The 15,068-nt window shown below is 57.2% G+C and carries 13 protein-coding genes; 10 read left to right on the top strand and 3 right to left on the bottom strand.

Annotation, left to right across the window (positions count from 1 at the left end):
• The first annotated feature begins 137 nt into the window (after positions 1 to 137).
• A complete protein-coding gene (gene ybiO, locus AFK62_RS06530) occupies positions 138 to 2,396 on the top strand; it encodes a mechanosensitive channel protein (protein ID WP_007681175.1) in 2,259 nt (752 codons plus the stop codon).
• On the opposite strand, the gene rlmF is transcribed toward ybiO, so the two are convergent.
• Positions 2,397 to 3,326, bottom strand: a complete 930-nt coding sequence (gene rlmF / locus AFK62_RS06525; RefSeq protein ID WP_007681174.1) for a 23S rRNA (adenine(1618)-N(6))-methyltransferase RlmF — start codon at positions 3,324 to 3,326, stop codon at positions 2,397 to 2,399.
• A 112-nt stretch (positions 3,327 to 3,438) separates the two neighbouring features.
• Between rlmF and AFK62_RS06520 the strand changes: the two genes are divergently transcribed.
• The 3 genes from AFK62_RS06520 (at position 3,439) to ybiJ (ending at position 4,937) form a co-directional block, all read left to right on the top strand.
• Positions 3,439 to 4,056, top strand: coding sequence for a flavin reductase family protein (locus AFK62_RS06520; protein ID WP_007681173.1), 618 nt, complete (start codon positions 3,439 to 3,441; stop codon positions 4,054 to 4,056).
• Between the two features lie 93 nt (positions 4,057 to 4,149).
• A complete protein-coding gene (locus AFK62_RS06515; protein WP_007681172.1) occupies positions 4,150 to 4,416 on the top strand; it encodes a DksA/TraR family C4-type zinc finger protein in 267 nt (88 codons plus the stop codon).
• Positions 4,417 to 4,676: 260 nt separating this feature from the next.
• Complete coding sequence (ybiJ, locus tag AFK62_RS06510; RefSeq protein ID WP_007681171.1) at positions 4,677 to 4,937, top strand: DUF1471 family protein YbiJ; 261 nt, start codon at positions 4,677 to 4,679, stop codon at positions 4,935 to 4,937.
• A 90-nt stretch (positions 4,938 to 5,027) separates the two neighbouring features.
• Here the strand turns inward: ybiJ and ybiB are convergent, their stop codons facing one another.
• Positions 5,028 to 5,996: a DNA-binding protein YbiB gene (gene ybiB / locus AFK62_RS06505; RefSeq protein ID WP_007681170.1), complete on the bottom strand. Its 969-nt coding sequence runs from the start codon at positions 5,994 to 5,996 to the stop codon at positions 5,028 to 5,030.
• 314 nt (positions 5,997 to 6,310) lie between these two features.
• Here ybiB and AFK62_RS06500 point away from each other — a divergent pair, with 314 nt between their 5' ends.
• The 5 genes from AFK62_RS06500 (at position 6,311) to AFK62_RS06480 (ending at position 11,719) form a co-directional block, all read left to right on the top strand.
• Positions 6,311 to 6,847, top strand: coding sequence for a fimbrial protein (locus AFK62_RS06500; RefSeq protein WP_007681168.1), 537 nt, complete (start codon positions 6,311 to 6,313; stop codon positions 6,845 to 6,847).
• A 77-nt stretch (positions 6,848 to 6,924) separates the two neighbouring features.
• Positions 6,925 to 7,590, top strand: coding sequence for a fimbrial biogenesis chaperone (locus AFK62_RS06495; protein WP_007681166.1), 666 nt, complete (start codon positions 6,925 to 6,927; stop codon positions 7,588 to 7,590).
• A 48-nt stretch (positions 7,591 to 7,638) separates the two neighbouring features.
• Complete coding sequence (locus AFK62_RS06490) at positions 7,639 to 10,188, top strand: fimbria/pilus outer membrane usher protein (protein ID WP_053531790.1); 2,550 nt, start codon at positions 7,639 to 7,641, stop codon at positions 10,186 to 10,188.
• A gap of 21 nt (positions 10,189 to 10,209) precedes the next feature.
• Complete coding sequence (locus tag AFK62_RS06485; protein ID WP_007681158.1) at positions 10,210 to 11,199, top strand: fimbrial protein; 990 nt, start codon at positions 10,210 to 10,212, stop codon at positions 11,197 to 11,199.
• Between the two features lie 10 nt (positions 11,200 to 11,209).
• Complete coding sequence (locus AFK62_RS06480) at positions 11,210 to 11,719, top strand: fimbrial protein (RefSeq protein ID WP_007681156.1); 510 nt, start codon at positions 11,210 to 11,212, stop codon at positions 11,717 to 11,719.
• Here AFK62_RS06480 and dinG read toward each other — a convergent pair.
• Positions 11,706 to 13,883, bottom strand: coding sequence for an ATP-dependent DNA helicase DinG (gene dinG, locus AFK62_RS06475; protein ID WP_053531789.1), 2,178 nt, complete (start codon positions 13,881 to 13,883; stop codon positions 11,706 to 11,708). The two genes, AFK62_RS06480 and dinG, sit on opposite strands and share 14 nt — an antisense overlap.
• Before the next feature lie 291 nt (positions 13,884 to 14,174).
• Between dinG and licT the strand changes: the two genes are divergently transcribed.
• Positions 14,175 to 15,020 carry a BglG family transcription antiterminator LicT gene (gene licT, locus AFK62_RS06470; protein WP_053531788.1) on the top strand — a complete coding sequence of 282 codons (846 nt, stop codon included), beginning with the start codon at positions 14,175 to 14,177 and terminating at the stop codon, positions 15,018 to 15,020.
• The last annotated feature ends 48 nt before the right edge of the window (positions 15,021 to 15,068 follow it).

Genomic DNA, 15,068 nt, shown 5'->3' with positions numbered 1-15,068 from the left:
TTCAGAGAGGGCCGGGGTGACGGTCTGTATTCATCCGTTACATTAAACCCACTCCGGAATACTCCCCTTTTTCGGGCTTCGCTTAGCCGGGCACTATACTTACCTCTTTGTGTCACTTTCTCATCCGGAGGATGACCGTGCCGTGGATTTTGCTGCTGCTCGTCAGCATGTTTAGCGTATCAACCGGCGCAGTGAGCTTACCTGCCGCGGCGGTCGCCGCCTCAACCACCCAGAAAAGCGAAACACCGCCCGCCGAACCCAACGCAGAAACTAAAAAAGCTGCCTATGCAGCACTGGCGGATGTTCTGGAAAATGACGCCTCGCGCAAAGCGCTTATCGGGCAGCTGCGCCAGGCGGCGGCGACACCGGCCGATCAGGCCACGCCGGTCATCAAGCCGCCTGTCGCGCAGGAAGAAGACAAAACGGTGCTGGAGAACGTCACCGAAATAACGCGCCACTACGGCGGCGAGCTGGCTTCGCGTTTCGCGCAATTGCATCGCAACATCACCAGCGCCCCGCATAAAGTCTTCAACCAGAAAACGTTCCTTAACGCGCTCACCCACTTCACTATGCTTGCGGTCTCGGTATTCCTGTTCTATTTCGCCGTGCGCGCCTGTGCGATACCGCTCTATCGCAAAATGGGCCAGTGGGGGCGGCGTAAAAATATCAACCGGGCGAGCTGGGTTCAGCTGCCGTTGATGATAATCCTCGCGTTTATCATCGACCTGGCATTACTGGCCCTGACGCTGTTCGTCGGACAGCTCGCTATCGATATGATGAACGCGGGTAGCCGTACCATCGCGCGCCAGCAAGGGCTGTTCCTCAATGCCTTTGCGCTTATCGAATTTTTTAAAGCCATCCTGCGCCTTATCTTTTGCCCGCGCTTTCCGTCGCTGCGCCCGTTTGTTATCAGCGACACGAGCGCGCGTTACTGGCACCTGCGCCTGAGCGGGCTCAGTAGTCTTATTGGTTACGGCCTGCTGGTCGCGGTACCGATAATCTCATCTCAGGTCAATGTGCAGGTCGGCGCGCTCGCCAACGTCATCATTATGCTGACCATGACCGGCTGGGCGCTGTACCTGATTTTCCACAATAAACGCGCCATCACCGCCGGGCTGACAAGACTTGCGGATCGTTCACTCGCCTTTTTTAGCCTTTTTATTCGCGCCTTCGCGCTGGTCTGGCACTGGCTTGCCAGCGCTTATTTCATCGTCCTGTTCTTCTTCTCGCTGTTTGATCCCGGCAATAGCCTGAAATTTATGATGGGCGCCTCGCTGAAAGCGCTCACGATAGTCAGCGTTGCGGCATTTATCTGCGGCGTTTTCACCCGCTGGCTCAGTAAAACCATCACGCTTTCGCCACCGGTGCAACGCAATTACCCTGAGCTGCAAAAGCGCCTGAACGGCTGGATTTCAGTGTCGTTGAAGCTCGCGCGTATTCTGACAGTCTGTATCACCGTTATGCTGCTGATGAACGCCTGGGGACTGTTTGATATGTGGCAATGGCTCACGGTGGGCGCAGGCGAGAAAACGGTAGATATTTTAATCCGCATCTCGCTCATCCTGTTCTTCTCAGCCGTTGGCTGGACCATCCTGGCAAGCCTGATTGAGAGTCGTCTCGCCTCAGATATTCACGGCCGCCCGATGCCGAGCGCCCGCACCCGCACCTTACTGACGCTCTTTCGCAACGCGCTGGCCGTTATCATCAGCACCATCACAGTGATGATTGTGCTCTCAGAAATTGGCGTAAACATCGCGCCGCTCCTGGCGGGCGCAGGCGCACTGGGCCTCGCGGTGTCATTTGGCTCACAAACGCTGGTAAAAGACATCATTACCGGCATCTTTATTCAGTTTGAAAATGGCATGAACACCGGCGATCTGGTGACGATAGGCCCGCTGACGGGGACTGTGGAGCGCATGTCAATTCGCTCGGTGGGCGTGCGCCAGGATACCGGTGCGTACCACATCATTCCGTGGTCTTCGATAACCACCTTCGCCAACTTCGTGCGCGGCATCGGCTCTTTTGTCGCGAACTATGATGTGGACCGGTTTGAAGATACGGATAAGGCTAACCGCGCGCTTCGTGCGGCTGTGGATGAGCTCATGGAGCAGGAGGATATGCGGATGCTGGTGATTGGCGAGCCGAACGTCGTCGGCATTGTGGGGCTTACCAATACCGCCTTTACTATCCGCGTGACCTTTACCACTCAGCCGCTGAAGCAGTGGACGGTACGTTTCGCACTCGACGGTATGGTGAAGAAACACTTTGATCGGGCAGGGATCCGCCCGCCGGTGCAGACGGTGCAGGTGATGCAGCCAATGCCCGACGCGGCCGCGGCCGCCGAAGCTCAGGCGGCGGCAGGCGGCGCGCTGCCGCCGGCCAACCCGACGGTGTAATTACCGCAGACGGTTCTGGGCCCAGCGTTCGCGCTGGGCCGTATCCATAAAGCTCCAGGCGATAAACCGGCTCTGTTTTTGCCCCTGCGCCATCTCTTTTTTCACGACTTTCACCGCGCCTGCCTGTTCCAGCGCACGATAAAGGAGCGGCAGGTTATCGCCTTTTGACACCAGCGTGGTAAACCACAGCACCTGGCGGGCAAACGCTTTACTCTCGGCAATCATCTGCGTGATAAACCCGACCTCGCCGCCCTCGCACCATAGCTCCTCCTGCTGGCCGCCAAAATTCAGCCCTGCATCAGGCGCGAGACCAAGGTTACGACGTTTACGCGCGTTACCGGCGCTCGCCGCCTCGGCGGAGTCATGAAACGGTGGGTTACAAAGCGTGGCATCGTAGCTTTCATTCTTATGCACAATACCGTTAAAAATCGCGCCCGGCGTTTTCTGGCGGCGCAGGCGAATGGCACGATTCAGACCTGGATTGGCCTCGATAATCGCGCTGGCGCTGCGGATAGCCTCTTCGCTGGTATCGCTGCCGGTAAAGCGCCAGCCATATTCATGCTGACCGATAATGGGATAGATACAGTTGGCACCGACGCCGATATCCAGCACGCTCGCCTGTGTGGGGATAGCTCCGCCGTTGCTTTCGGCCAGCAGATCGGCCAGATGATGCACATAATCTGCGCGTCCTGGTACTGGCGGGCAGAGGAAGCCGTCAGGGATAGTCCACTGCTGCACGCCGTAAAAGTGCGCCAGCAATGCCTGGTTCAGGGTTTTCACCGCGTTAGGGTCAGCGAAATCAATCGTCGGCTCGCCCGCAGGCGACTGGCGAACATACGCGCCAAGCGCCGGACAGCTCTGTGTCAGCGCCTCGAAATCATAGCGGCTGTGGTGACGGTTACGTGGGTGCAGGCCCGGTTTGCGGTTCATCGGCTTCCTCCTGTGTGGGCGCGTACAATACCCGCTGCCCCGCCCCTGGTAAATAAGCGCGGCAAAATTTACCGCGACGGCTATGATAGTTTTTTTGTCCAGGGAGTCCGTCATGAGCTACTACTACGAACCTGCCCGCGGCCACGGTTTGCCGCACGATCCGCTGAACGCAATCGTCGGCCCGCGGCCGATTGGCTGGATTGCCTCACAGGATGCCGAAGGCCATCGCAACCTCGCACCCTACAGCTTCTTTAACTGCTTTAACTATCGTCCGCCCATCATTGGGTTTTCCAGCACCGGCTGGAAAGATAGCGTCAAAAATATTGTCGAAACCCGCGAATTTGTCTGGAATCTTGCCACCCGCAGTCTGGCGGTAGCGATGAACGAAACGTCTGCCTCCTTGCCGCATGACGAAGACGAATTTACGCGTGCGGGCCTGACCGCTGCGCCATCGCGTCTGGTGAGCGTGCCGCGCGTGGGCGAAAGCCCGGTGAACTTTGAGTGCCGCCTGTCGCAGTATCTGCAACTGACCTCCGCAAGCGGCGAGCTTATCGATTCATGGCTGGTTTTGGGCGAAGTGGTGGCGGTACATATTGATGAGTCGCTGCTGGAAGATGGCATTTACCAGACCGCGAAAGCGCAGCCCATTCTGCGCGCCGGTGGGCCGAGCGCCTATTACGGCATCGATGAATCGCAACGTTTTGATCTGATTCGCCCGGACGCCCGTTAACGCCTTGCCATGCCCGCTACGGCGGGCTTTCCACGGCAGAACCGCCCTTCTTTTGCTATAATAAGCTGTATATTTAACCACTCAGGAGGTCCTATGGCTTCAGGTTGGGCAAATGACGGCGCGGTGCAGGATCAAATCGACAGCACCGTTGACGATGCCGTGGCGCGGGCGCGACGCAACCTGCCTACAGGCGAAAGTCTGGAATTCTGCGAGATGTGCGATGAGCCTATTCCCGAGGCGCGCCGCAAAGCTATCCCCGGCGTGCGGCTGTGCGTGAACTGCCAGCAGAAAGCAGATGAAGACCGTCAGCGTTTTTCTCCTTATAACCGCCGCGGCTCAAAAGACAGCCAGCTGCGCTGACCCCCTTTCACCGTCCCTATACACGCTTTTACCGTTTCGATGTGTCCATTTGTGCGCTTATAAAACGGGACGGTAAGGGCCTGTAAAGAAGCGTGGGCGGTAAGGGATATCTTAAGCTTATTCAGTCGCTTATATTACATTCAAATTTTTAGAATAAGGCTGTCAATTCTCTTCGGTTTTATATTCTGCCGCTGAATGTGACAATCATCACATCAACGGAACAAGCCGTTTTTAACAGAACAAACTGCGAGAGAATCACTATGAAAGCCATCAAATATGCTGTAGCCGCCCTTACCCTTTCCGCTTTTTCTTTTGCTGCCGGCGCGGCAGAACAGATAAGCCCCGCGCAGGCACAGGGCCTGAACAAAATCGGTGTGGTATCCGCCCAGGGCGCAAGCACCCTTGACGAACTCAACGACACGCTGGCGGCGAAAGCCGACGCAGCAGGCGCAAAAGCGTACAGCATCACGTCAGCGCGTACTAACGATCTGGCAAGCGGCACTGCGGTCATCTACAACTGACAGACCCGCGCCCTCTGACATACCTTCATTACCCTTGATTGACCCTTTGTTACCCTTTTTGCCCGCAGCGGATGCTGCGGGCTTTTTTTATTAAAACGTCTGCGCAATACGAGCCAGCGCCTGTGGGATATCTTCCGCTTCGCCGCTTGCCACCAGCACGCACGCCATTTGCGTTTTCAATGAATCCGGCACCGGCTCAAGGCCAGAAAGGCAGCGCTCCGTCCAGCGGGCGGTCACGTCAGGATCTTTCGCCTGCGGCAATACCACCGGCACCGCCGTCGCTTCCTCCTGGCGCTCCACCAGAATACGCATCGCCTGATCTTCAATCAGCGCGATTTGCGGACAGCGTTGTGGGTTCGCGTACACCTCGCCCTCTGTGCCGTGCATCAACAACCCGCGCCCGCCGATATCCATAAAGAACTGCCCCACCCGGGTGACATATTCCGGGTGCGAAACGCTGGAGAGCCGCAGCGCCTCGGTCTCGCCAAACGGTGTGGCGAGTTTGGCAAGCGTATGGGCACTGTTGCGCACCCCAAGCCGCCAGCGCATCGCCAGCTGGGTTTCGAGCGGCGCACAAAGCGCCCTGACCGGCATATACACCGGATCGCGTCCTTCAAGCTTCGCCTGTGCCTGTCCCGCGTGATGTGTCGGCTCAACGCCCATCAGCGTAAAAATGGTTTCGGTCAGCACGCGCGTCGGGTCATCGCTCACGCCATGCACCAGCACCGGAAACCCGAGGCGGCTTAAGAGCATCGCCAGTAACGGCGTCAGGTTGGCCTGCTTACGCGCGCCGTTGTAGCTGGGAATAACAATCGGCAGCGGTTTCGCGACGGGCGGCGTCAGGCGTATGGTGTGCTGCTGCATCGCGTCGTAAAAACCGCGCAGCTCCTCTTCGCCTTCGCCTTTGATTCGCAGCGCTATCAGAATCGCCCCCATCTCCAGCTCCGGCACGTTGCCGTCCAGCATCTGGTTATAGAGCGCCCTGGCCGTTTCGCGGTCCAGAGAGCGGGCGTGATTTTTGCCCCGACCAATCTCTTTGATAATGTTGCGGTAATCCATGCGTAATTCCTCTGTGAGCCTCTAATCACTATAGCCCTGATGAATATTCATCAGAAATGGTTTTTTGTGATGACGCAGCCCACGCGTCTCGCCTTTCCGGCTCGTTTGACTCGTGATGCCCTTAATTCCACAGACGTAACTTATTCAATGCCTGAACAAAACACGTTCTCTCAGGAAATACCTTTATTTGATTAAATAAAGCTTTAAGTGTTCATAAATGGATAGACGTATTCATCAAGCGCATATTTCACGTGAATTTATTAGCCCGTCGAATCATCACGGGCCTCACTTTCACTCTGTTATAAGGATCTATGATGAAAAATGTCCTGTTGAGCACGCTGCTCACCGGCATGGCGTGCTGCGCCGGCAGCGCGTTTGCCGCCAGCACTGGCGAGGGTCAGATTAACTTTACCGGCGAGATCCTCGATTCCGCCTGCGAAGTGGTGAATTCGGCCGCAAGCCCGCTTTCCGTCACGCTCGGTAAGGTATCGAAAAGCAGCTTCAGTACCGTCGGCGCCACCTCGGCCCCGACCACATTTGATATTGAGCTGAAAAACTGCCCGGAAAGCATCACCTCTACCTCGATTACGTTTGGCGGCACTGCGGACGCCAATAATAACGACGTGCTGGCGCTGAAAGCGGAAACGGGTGCCGCCACCGGTATCGGCGTTCAGCTGCTGGATGCCTCATCGCAGCCGCTGAGCCTTTACACCGCCTCAGCGGACTATACCCTGAGCTCTGGCGCGACCACCAATAAACTGACCTTTGGCGCGCGTTATATCGCCACCGCCCCGACGGTGACGGCGGGCCTCGCGAACGCGATCTCCACTTTTACCGTGGTTTATAACTAAATGCCCTGGCATGAAGATATTACTCATGCTGCATGGGTAATATCTTCGTCTTCCCTTAACTTTTGTGGAAAAAAACAATGCGTCATTATTTACTTATTAGCACATTATTACTTGCAGCCAGCGCTGCCCAGGCAGGTGTAGTTATTGGCGGCACTCGCCTTATTTATCCCGGCGATAAAAAAGAAGCGGCGCTGACAATTACTAATGGCGATGATAATAATTATTTAGTGCAATCATGGGTCGAAACAGAAAAAGGCAGTAAAGCACCTTTTATGATAACTCCCCCGCTGTTTCGTCTCGATGCAAAACAAACGAATACGCTACGGGTCGTTAAATTAAGCGGGACGCTGGCGCAGGATCGTGAATCACTGTTCTGGCTGAACGTGAAATCCATTCCGTCAACCTCTCGTCAGACGCAGGCCAATACGCTGCAAATCGCGGTAAAAACCCGTATCAAACTGCTCTACCGCCCGGCCACGCTTACCGGAACCCCGGAGGAGACCACCGACAAACTGGTCTGGCGCAAACAGGCCGACACGCTGAGTGTGATGAACCCGACGCCGTTTTATATGAATTTCCAGAGCATTACCGTCGGCGGGAAAAACATCGACCGCGCCGCTTATGTGGCTCCCGGCGAGACCGCCCGTTTTCACCTGCCTGCCGGTTCAGGCGCTTCATCAGTCGACTGGAAGCTGATTAACGACTACGGCGCGACAGGGGCGGCGCATCATCAGGATCTGTAATTTCATCATCTTTTTCAGATAAATTATTTTTATCCTCCTGGAACCACTATGTCTGCTAATAACATGGGGCGGCAGCCCCGGTTTCGCACGCGTTATCTCGCGTTAATTATTGCCCTGCATTGCACCATGCCGGGAATAATTTGCGGGCAGGCGTGGGCCGAGGATTATTTTAACCCTGCGTTGCTGGAGGTGGATAATCCCGGTATGGAAAAAGCGGATTTATCTTTTTATGAAAAAGGCCCGGGTTTGTCGCCTGGAAAATACTCGGTCGATATTTATATTAATAATGAAAAAAAAGAGACGCAGGAAATACGTTTTATCGCTGCGACCGACAAAGATGGCGCGCCTGCGCTTCGCCCATGCCTGAGCCTTGCGCGGTTAAAGAGCCTTGGCGTGAAGGTCGAGGCCTATCCGGCGCTTAACGACACCGGGGGCTGCGTCAATCTTGAGGCGATCCCCTCCGCTGCGGCCACGCTGGATCTTAATCATCAGGCGTTAATGCTGACACTGCCGCAAACGGCGCTCGTCCAGCGCCCGCGCGGGTATGTCGCGCCGGAAGAATTTGATGAGGGCATCACGGCGTTTTTACTCAACTACAGCCTGAGCGGCCAGCAGGATCGCGCCGTCTCCTCTGCCGGGCATGGCCGGCGCAGCGACTACCTGAGCCTGCGCCCGGGTCTCAACGTGGGTCCCTGGCGGCTGCGCCACTACGCCACGCTGAACCGTGAGCATGACGCAACGGGCGACTCGCAGGAGTTCAACACTGTCTACAGCTACCTTTCGCGCGATCTGGTCGCGCTTAAAAGCCAGCTGATGCTTGGTCAGAGCACATCGCCAGCAGGCGTTTTCGACAGCATCCCTTTTACCGGTGCGCAGCTTACGTCTGAAGAAGAAATGCTGCCGGACAGCCAGCAGGGTTACGCGCCCGTCGTGCGCGGTATCGCCCACAGTAATGCGCAGGTCGTGGTGCGCCAGCACGGCTATATCATCAGCCAGGTAAGCGTGGCGCCCGGTGCCTTTGCGCTGACCGATCTCTATGCGGCAGGCAATGGCAATGGCGATCTCGACGTCACGATAAAAGAGTCCGACGGCAGCGAGCAACACACTGTGGTGCCCTATACCTCAGTGCCATTACTACAACGCCAGGGACACCTTAAATACAGCCTGACCGGCGGCAGATACCGCTCCTATGACGACGCCGTCACACCGTCGCCGTTTGTACAGGGCAGCGCTATTTACGGCCTGGCGCACGAACTGACGCTTTACGGTGGCGTGCAATACAGCCCGGTCTACCGCGCGCTGACAGTGGGTGCCGGGAAAAACCTGGGTGAGGTCGGCGCGCTGTCGCTGGATGTCACATCAGCCGCGGCGCGCCTGCCTGATGGCACGTCTCGCGACGGCCGCGCCTTGCGCGTGCGCTACGGCAAAACGCTCACGGCGACCGGCACGTCGGTTTCTGTCGCTGGTTACCGTTATAACAGCGCCGGGTTTTATTCGATGCAGGACACATTTGATGCCTGGCGGCGTGACGACGTGCCACAGCCGGTCAGCCACCGCCGTAGCCGCGAGGAGGTAAGCGTAAATCAGAACATCGGCGATAACTTCGGGTCGCTGAACCTGAGCCTTGTACGCGAGCGCTACTGGGAGGGTCGTGCGCCAGGCCGTTCGCTGAATCTCGGTTACAACAACAACTGGCAGGGGATCACGTACAGCCTGAATTACAGCGTGGGTGACACTGACCACGGCTCTCAGGCGCGCACCACGCGTGAACGCAGCCTGGCGCTGACCGTTTCCATCCCGCTTGAGCGCTGGCTGCCTAACACCTGGGCGAGCTACAGCCTCAATCACAACCGCGACGGCGCGACCCAGACGCTGGCCCTGAACGGTTCGGCGTTGGCGCAAAACAACCTCAACTGGTCTGTTCAGCAAAGCAGAGACGCGAGCGGCGCAGACAGCCGCAGCCTGAACGTCAACTACCGTGGTGCAAAAGGTTCGCTTGGCGGCAGCTACTCGCGCGATCGCTGGCAGCAGACGACGAGCTACAGCCTTCAGGGCGGCGTCGTTATGCATGCGGATGGCGTGACATTCAGCCAGCCGCTTGGCGAAACCGTAGCGCTGGTGAAAGCCCCCGGTGCGAGCGGTACGCGTATCAATAACCAGACCGGCGTAAAAACCGACGGGCGCGGCTACACGGTTGTGCCTTACGTCAGCCCTTATCGCCACAACACGATTGGGCTTAATACCGAAACGCTGCCGGACAATGCCGATATCACCCAGGCGTCGCAGACCGTCACACCGACGCGCGGCGCGGTGGTGCGGGCGACGTTTGCAACCGAGGTGGGCGCACGGGCGCTCATCCGGCTACAACGCCCCGACGGCAAACCGGTGCCCTTTGGCGCGACCGTCGTAAAAGCGGGCGAAGACGAGGAATTTATCGTAGGCGACGACGGCGAGGTCTGGCTGACCGGCCTTTCGCCACAGGGCACGCTGAACGTCAGATGGGGGGCGCTCGCCACCACGCAGTGCACCGCGGCCTTCCACCTGCCAGCCACTGCGCCTGCGGACACTATTTTAACCCTTTCCGCCCGCTGTCAGTGACGGCGAGACTCAGGAGACCCTATGAAAATGCTACGTTTATTCTGCCTTCTCGCCGCCCTCGTGGGCGGGTGGAGCATTATTCCCGCGGCGCAGGCCAACTGCAGCACGCCGGATTTACCTCACACCAGTTACTCAAGCGGCGTCGCCGTAAGCGACAATCTGGAAACCGGTGCGGTGATCCCAGGCTCCGAACACCCCGTTGCGATCGATATCAACTGCTACGGGGAATACGACAACGCGATGGTTATCGCCTGTTACACCGGCGGAAAAACCGAAGTGCCTGGCATGCCGGGCGTTTATCAAACCAACATTCCCGGCGTTGGCCTGACGCTTATCAATAAACAGGGGCAGCGGGTGACAGGCACGGGCAGCGATTGCGATTCATCCGGCATGCCGCTTGCGACAATAAAAGCGGTGGGGAATGCCAATATCGCCCAGGCGATAGTGACGCAGGCGCTGGTTAAAATCGCACCCACCATGGGCAGCGGCACGCTGGATAACAACAGTACGCGCTACAGCGTGCTGGTTAAAAGCGCCGCTGAAGGCACAGAGCCGCTGGGTGGGCAGTATCTTTACTATCGCGGCAGTTTTAATAGCCGCTCCATCACCTGTTCTCTCAACACGACGACGCTGACGTTTAACATGGGCGATATCTCTACGTCTCTCTTTTCCGGCCAGTATTCGACCACACCGCCACAGCATCAAGACTTCACGCTGGTATGTGACGATTACGCCTACGTCAATGTGCTGGTGCAGGGCGCCAATGGCAACCTGCGTAATAACGCCGGCGTTATCAGGTTACTGGACGAAGACGGCGCCGCGCTGGGGGTGGGTGTGCAAATGAGGATCAATGACAATATCGCGCCGACCGATGATTACACCATGATGGGCAGCATTGCGCCGGGGGCGTCAGATACCTTTTCCGTCAGCGTGCAATACATGCAGACCGAAGAAATCGTTGTCCCTGGCAAGGCCAACGCGGCGGCAACCATCAGCATTTCCTATAACTGAGGTGGCGGCCATGAAACCCTTCATTTTGCTTTGTATGCTCTGCGCGATGGGCTCCGCTGGCGTGTGGGCAGACCAGGTAACGCTACAGGTCACCGGCACGATCCGCGGGGCGGGATGCGAAGTAGACAGTGCGTCGAAAAATCTCCAAATCGCGCTTGGCGACGCCCCCGCAGGCAGCTTCCAGCAGGCGGGTAAGACGGGCGACTGGATCAATTTCAGCCTCTCTGTTATCAACTGCCCGGCCACGACGACCGCGGTCACCGCTACATTCACCGGCGCGAGCGCGCCGACCGACACGCGTTATTACGCCAATACCGGCACCGGCGCAGGTCTGGCGCTGGAGCTCAGTACCGGCGATCACGGCACCACGCTCAGGCCCGGCGCGACTCTTATCAAGCCCGTTAATCCCGATGATCACAGCGCGCCGTTTCCGCTCGCCGCACGTTATGTGGCAACGGGTGAGAAACTCGTGGCCGGCACATTTCAAAGTGCCATTCAGGTGACGTTTACTTACCAGTAGCGCGGCGGCGCGCCGGGGATTTCCGGGGGGAGGCGGCTTTCTTCGCCGCGCGCGGCAGGCTTTTCACTTCGGGTGCGTCGGGCTGCTCAATGGCAAACACTGGCAGCGCATTCAGCAGCCGCTTGCCGTAGGATTTGGTCAGCAGTCGCCGGTCGTAAATCACCACTTCACCCCAGCAGCTATGGCTGCGGATAAGGCGCCCTACCTGTTGAATCAGGTTAAATGACGCAGCGGGCAGGCTCTGCACTTCAAACGGGTATCGATTGAGGCTTTTCAGCCACTCTCCTTCCGTCACCACGACAGGGCTGTCGACCGGGGGAAAGGCGATTTTATGAATATGCACCTGGCTTAACAGCTCGCCTTTGAGATCCAGCCCCTCAGCGAAGGATTGCAACCCCACCAGCACGCTCGCCTCGCCCTGCTCCACTTTTTTACGGTGCAGCTCCACCAGCCGGTAACGCGGCTGATCGCCCTGCACCAGCAGGCCTAAGCGCAGATCGGGCACAAAAGATAAAAAGGTCTGCATGGCGCGGTTGCTCGCAAACAGCACCAGCATCCCTTTATGCTCGCCTTTTTTATATTCTGCGCGGAAATAGGCGGCCATTTCAGCAAGATGCGCCTCTTCATGCTCCATCAACGGTTCATGCTGCAGGCGGGGGATCACGATTTTGCCCTGTTCAACATGGTTAAACGGCGAGTCGAGCGACACGAAACGGTCACCCGCTTTGTCCCGCAGGCCACTCATCTCCTGAAGCCGCGCAAAGCTGTTCAGCGAACGCAGCGTGGCGGAGGTAACCACCACGTGCGGCACCTGCCGCCAGATGAGTTTTTCGAGCTGGTCGCTTACGCGAATGCCGACACAGTGAAACCACAGGTGCGGCTGCCCTTCGCGGGTTTCGCGCGTTACCCATTTGGACACCGGCGCGCCAGAGGCGTGCGCCAGTGAGGCCAGCCGCCAGAGCTTGCTCTGCGCCTCAAAATGGCCAAGCGCGCGGTTCATCTGCAACAGCACGCGGTGCAGACGGACAATATCGTGGCTGCCGGTTTTTTCGCTCAGATCGTTTAAAAACAGCTCCGCCAGCCCGCGCAGGTTCTCGGTAAGTTTCGCCAGTCGCTCGCAGATCTCCATGACCTCCTGCGGCAGCTCGCCCATCGGAAAGCGGAACTCGCTCTCATCGCCCGGCGGCAGAAGCAGCCCCAGAATGCGATTCATGGAGGCGATAAGCTCATAGACCTCTTCACAGTGATTATTGAGCCGTTCAGGGGTGGCGAGGGGGGGGACGGTTTTCGGGCGGAACTGTTCAAGGCAGGTAGCCACGAGCTTACTGAAGAGATCGAGTTGCAGGCGCGTCCACGGAGCGGTGATGTCGGCGCTCATCTCCAGCGCATCGCGCGCGACGTCCGGCAGGTGATGGCCTTCATCGAGCACCAGCAGCAGGTGTTTGGGCTCCGGCAGCACCGATTCGCTCTCCAGCGCCGCCATGACCAGCGCATGGTTGGCGACCACCACTTCCGCCTCCTGAATTTCGCGGCGCGCGACAAAGAACGGGCATTCACGATAGTAATGGCAGTTACGGTTAAGGCAGCTCGCTTTATCGGTGCTCAGCCGCGCCCAGAGCTTATCGTCAATCGCCTGGTCGGTATGATCGCGCAGGCCGTCCCATTTATAGCTGTCCAGATCGGCTTTGAGCTTTGCGCAGCGCTGCTGCTCTTCTTTACTGTTGGGCGTCAGTTCATCATCAAGAAACGCCAGCAGATCGCCCTGCGAGGCGCTGTCGGTGGACAGCGCGGCCAGGTTGCGCGGGCACACATAGCGCCCGCGGCCAAAGGCGGCGGTGAAACGCAGTTCAGGAATAATTTTGCGTAAAAGCGGCAGATCTTTGCTGAAAATCTGGTCCTGCAACGCGACGTTGGCGGTGCTTACCACCAGCGTTTTCTGCTCTTCACGGGCGATGGCGATACCGGGGATCAGATACGACAGGGTTTTGCCAACGCCGGTCGGCGCCTCGATAGCCAGATGCCGCCCGTCATCGCCGCCGAGGGTTTTCGCCACTTCGGCAATCATCTGCCGCTGCGGCGCGCGGGGAATGAAGTCCGGTATTTGCTGCTGAAGCGCCTTATACCAGGCGGCGATCTGCGATTTCTGCGCGGCGGTTAATGCCATCGGAAGCCCTGAAACACTGTATAAACAGCCACTATTGTGGCACTTTTCGGCGGCGGGCTGAACCTTTTTTTGCCAGGGCCGCGCAGAGGAATTCGCAAGGCGGATCACAAATTGTCGTCAGGCTTATGATAAATAACGGACCATTCATTGACCGAATAACAGGTGGGTGTTAGGTTTTTTGATATTGCATTGCGCTTGTTACCGTTCGGCGGGCAAAACCTGAATGCAGCCCCGGGAAATTCCCGGTGCCTGTATTTATGTTTTGCCCGTTTTTGCTTTCAGGAGTCGGCGATGATCATTAAGCAAATCCTTAATAATAATGTCGTCAGCGCCGTCGACGAACGCGGCCAGGAAGTCATTATTACCGGCAGAGGGCTCGGTTTTAACGCAAGCGTCGGCGAAACGGTGGAAACAGACAAGGTCGAGAAAACATTTCGTCTGCATGACGATACGATCTCTGCGCGTTTTAAAGTATTGCTTGATGAAGTCCCGGTGGAAATAGTGCAACTCACCGACGATATTGTGGCGCTGGCGCGCCAGACGCCGGGCATGAAATTAAGTGAAGGCATCTATGTGACGCTTGCCGATCACCTTTTTTACGCCATTGAGCGTAGCCAGAAAGGCCTTGAGATCGCCAATCCGTTGCAATGGGAAGTGCGTCATTTTTATCAGGGCGAATATGCCATTGGGCGACAGGCACTCGCGCTGATTGCCGCACGCACCGGCGTGCTGATGCCAGACAGCGAGGCGTGCAGCATCGCGCTACATATCGTCAACGCCGGACTTAACGATCCCAAAGGCAAAATCAACGATATCACCCGGCTGATTTATCAGATCCAGAATATTGTGAAGTACTGGTTCGCCGTTGGCCCCGATGAACAGTCGCTCAATTACCAGCGTTTTATTACCCACGTGAAGTTTTTCGCCCAGCGGGTAATAGAGGGCCAGCGGCTTGAAAACGATGACAGTGAATTATTCGCGATGGTACAGAAACGGTATAAAAATACGGTCGCGTGCGTGGAAGCCCTTAGTGACTTCGTGGAAAAGAATTATCGCCACGCAATGACGCATTCTGAAAAACTCTATTTAACGGTGCATATCGATAACGTTATTCATCGTTTAGCGCATTCCCTTTAGGCTTGTTACTGTTTAATCAGGCAAACCCCAGAGGCAGCAACGTGACCG

Origin of the sequence: Cronobacter condimenti 1330, assembly GCF_001277255.1 — a bacterium.
Classification (GTDB): Bacteria; Pseudomonadota; Gammaproteobacteria; order Enterobacterales; family Enterobacteriaceae; genus Cronobacter; species Cronobacter condimenti.
Note: the sequence above shows the minus strand (reverse complement) of the source record. Positions and strands in the feature narration are given on the sequence as shown.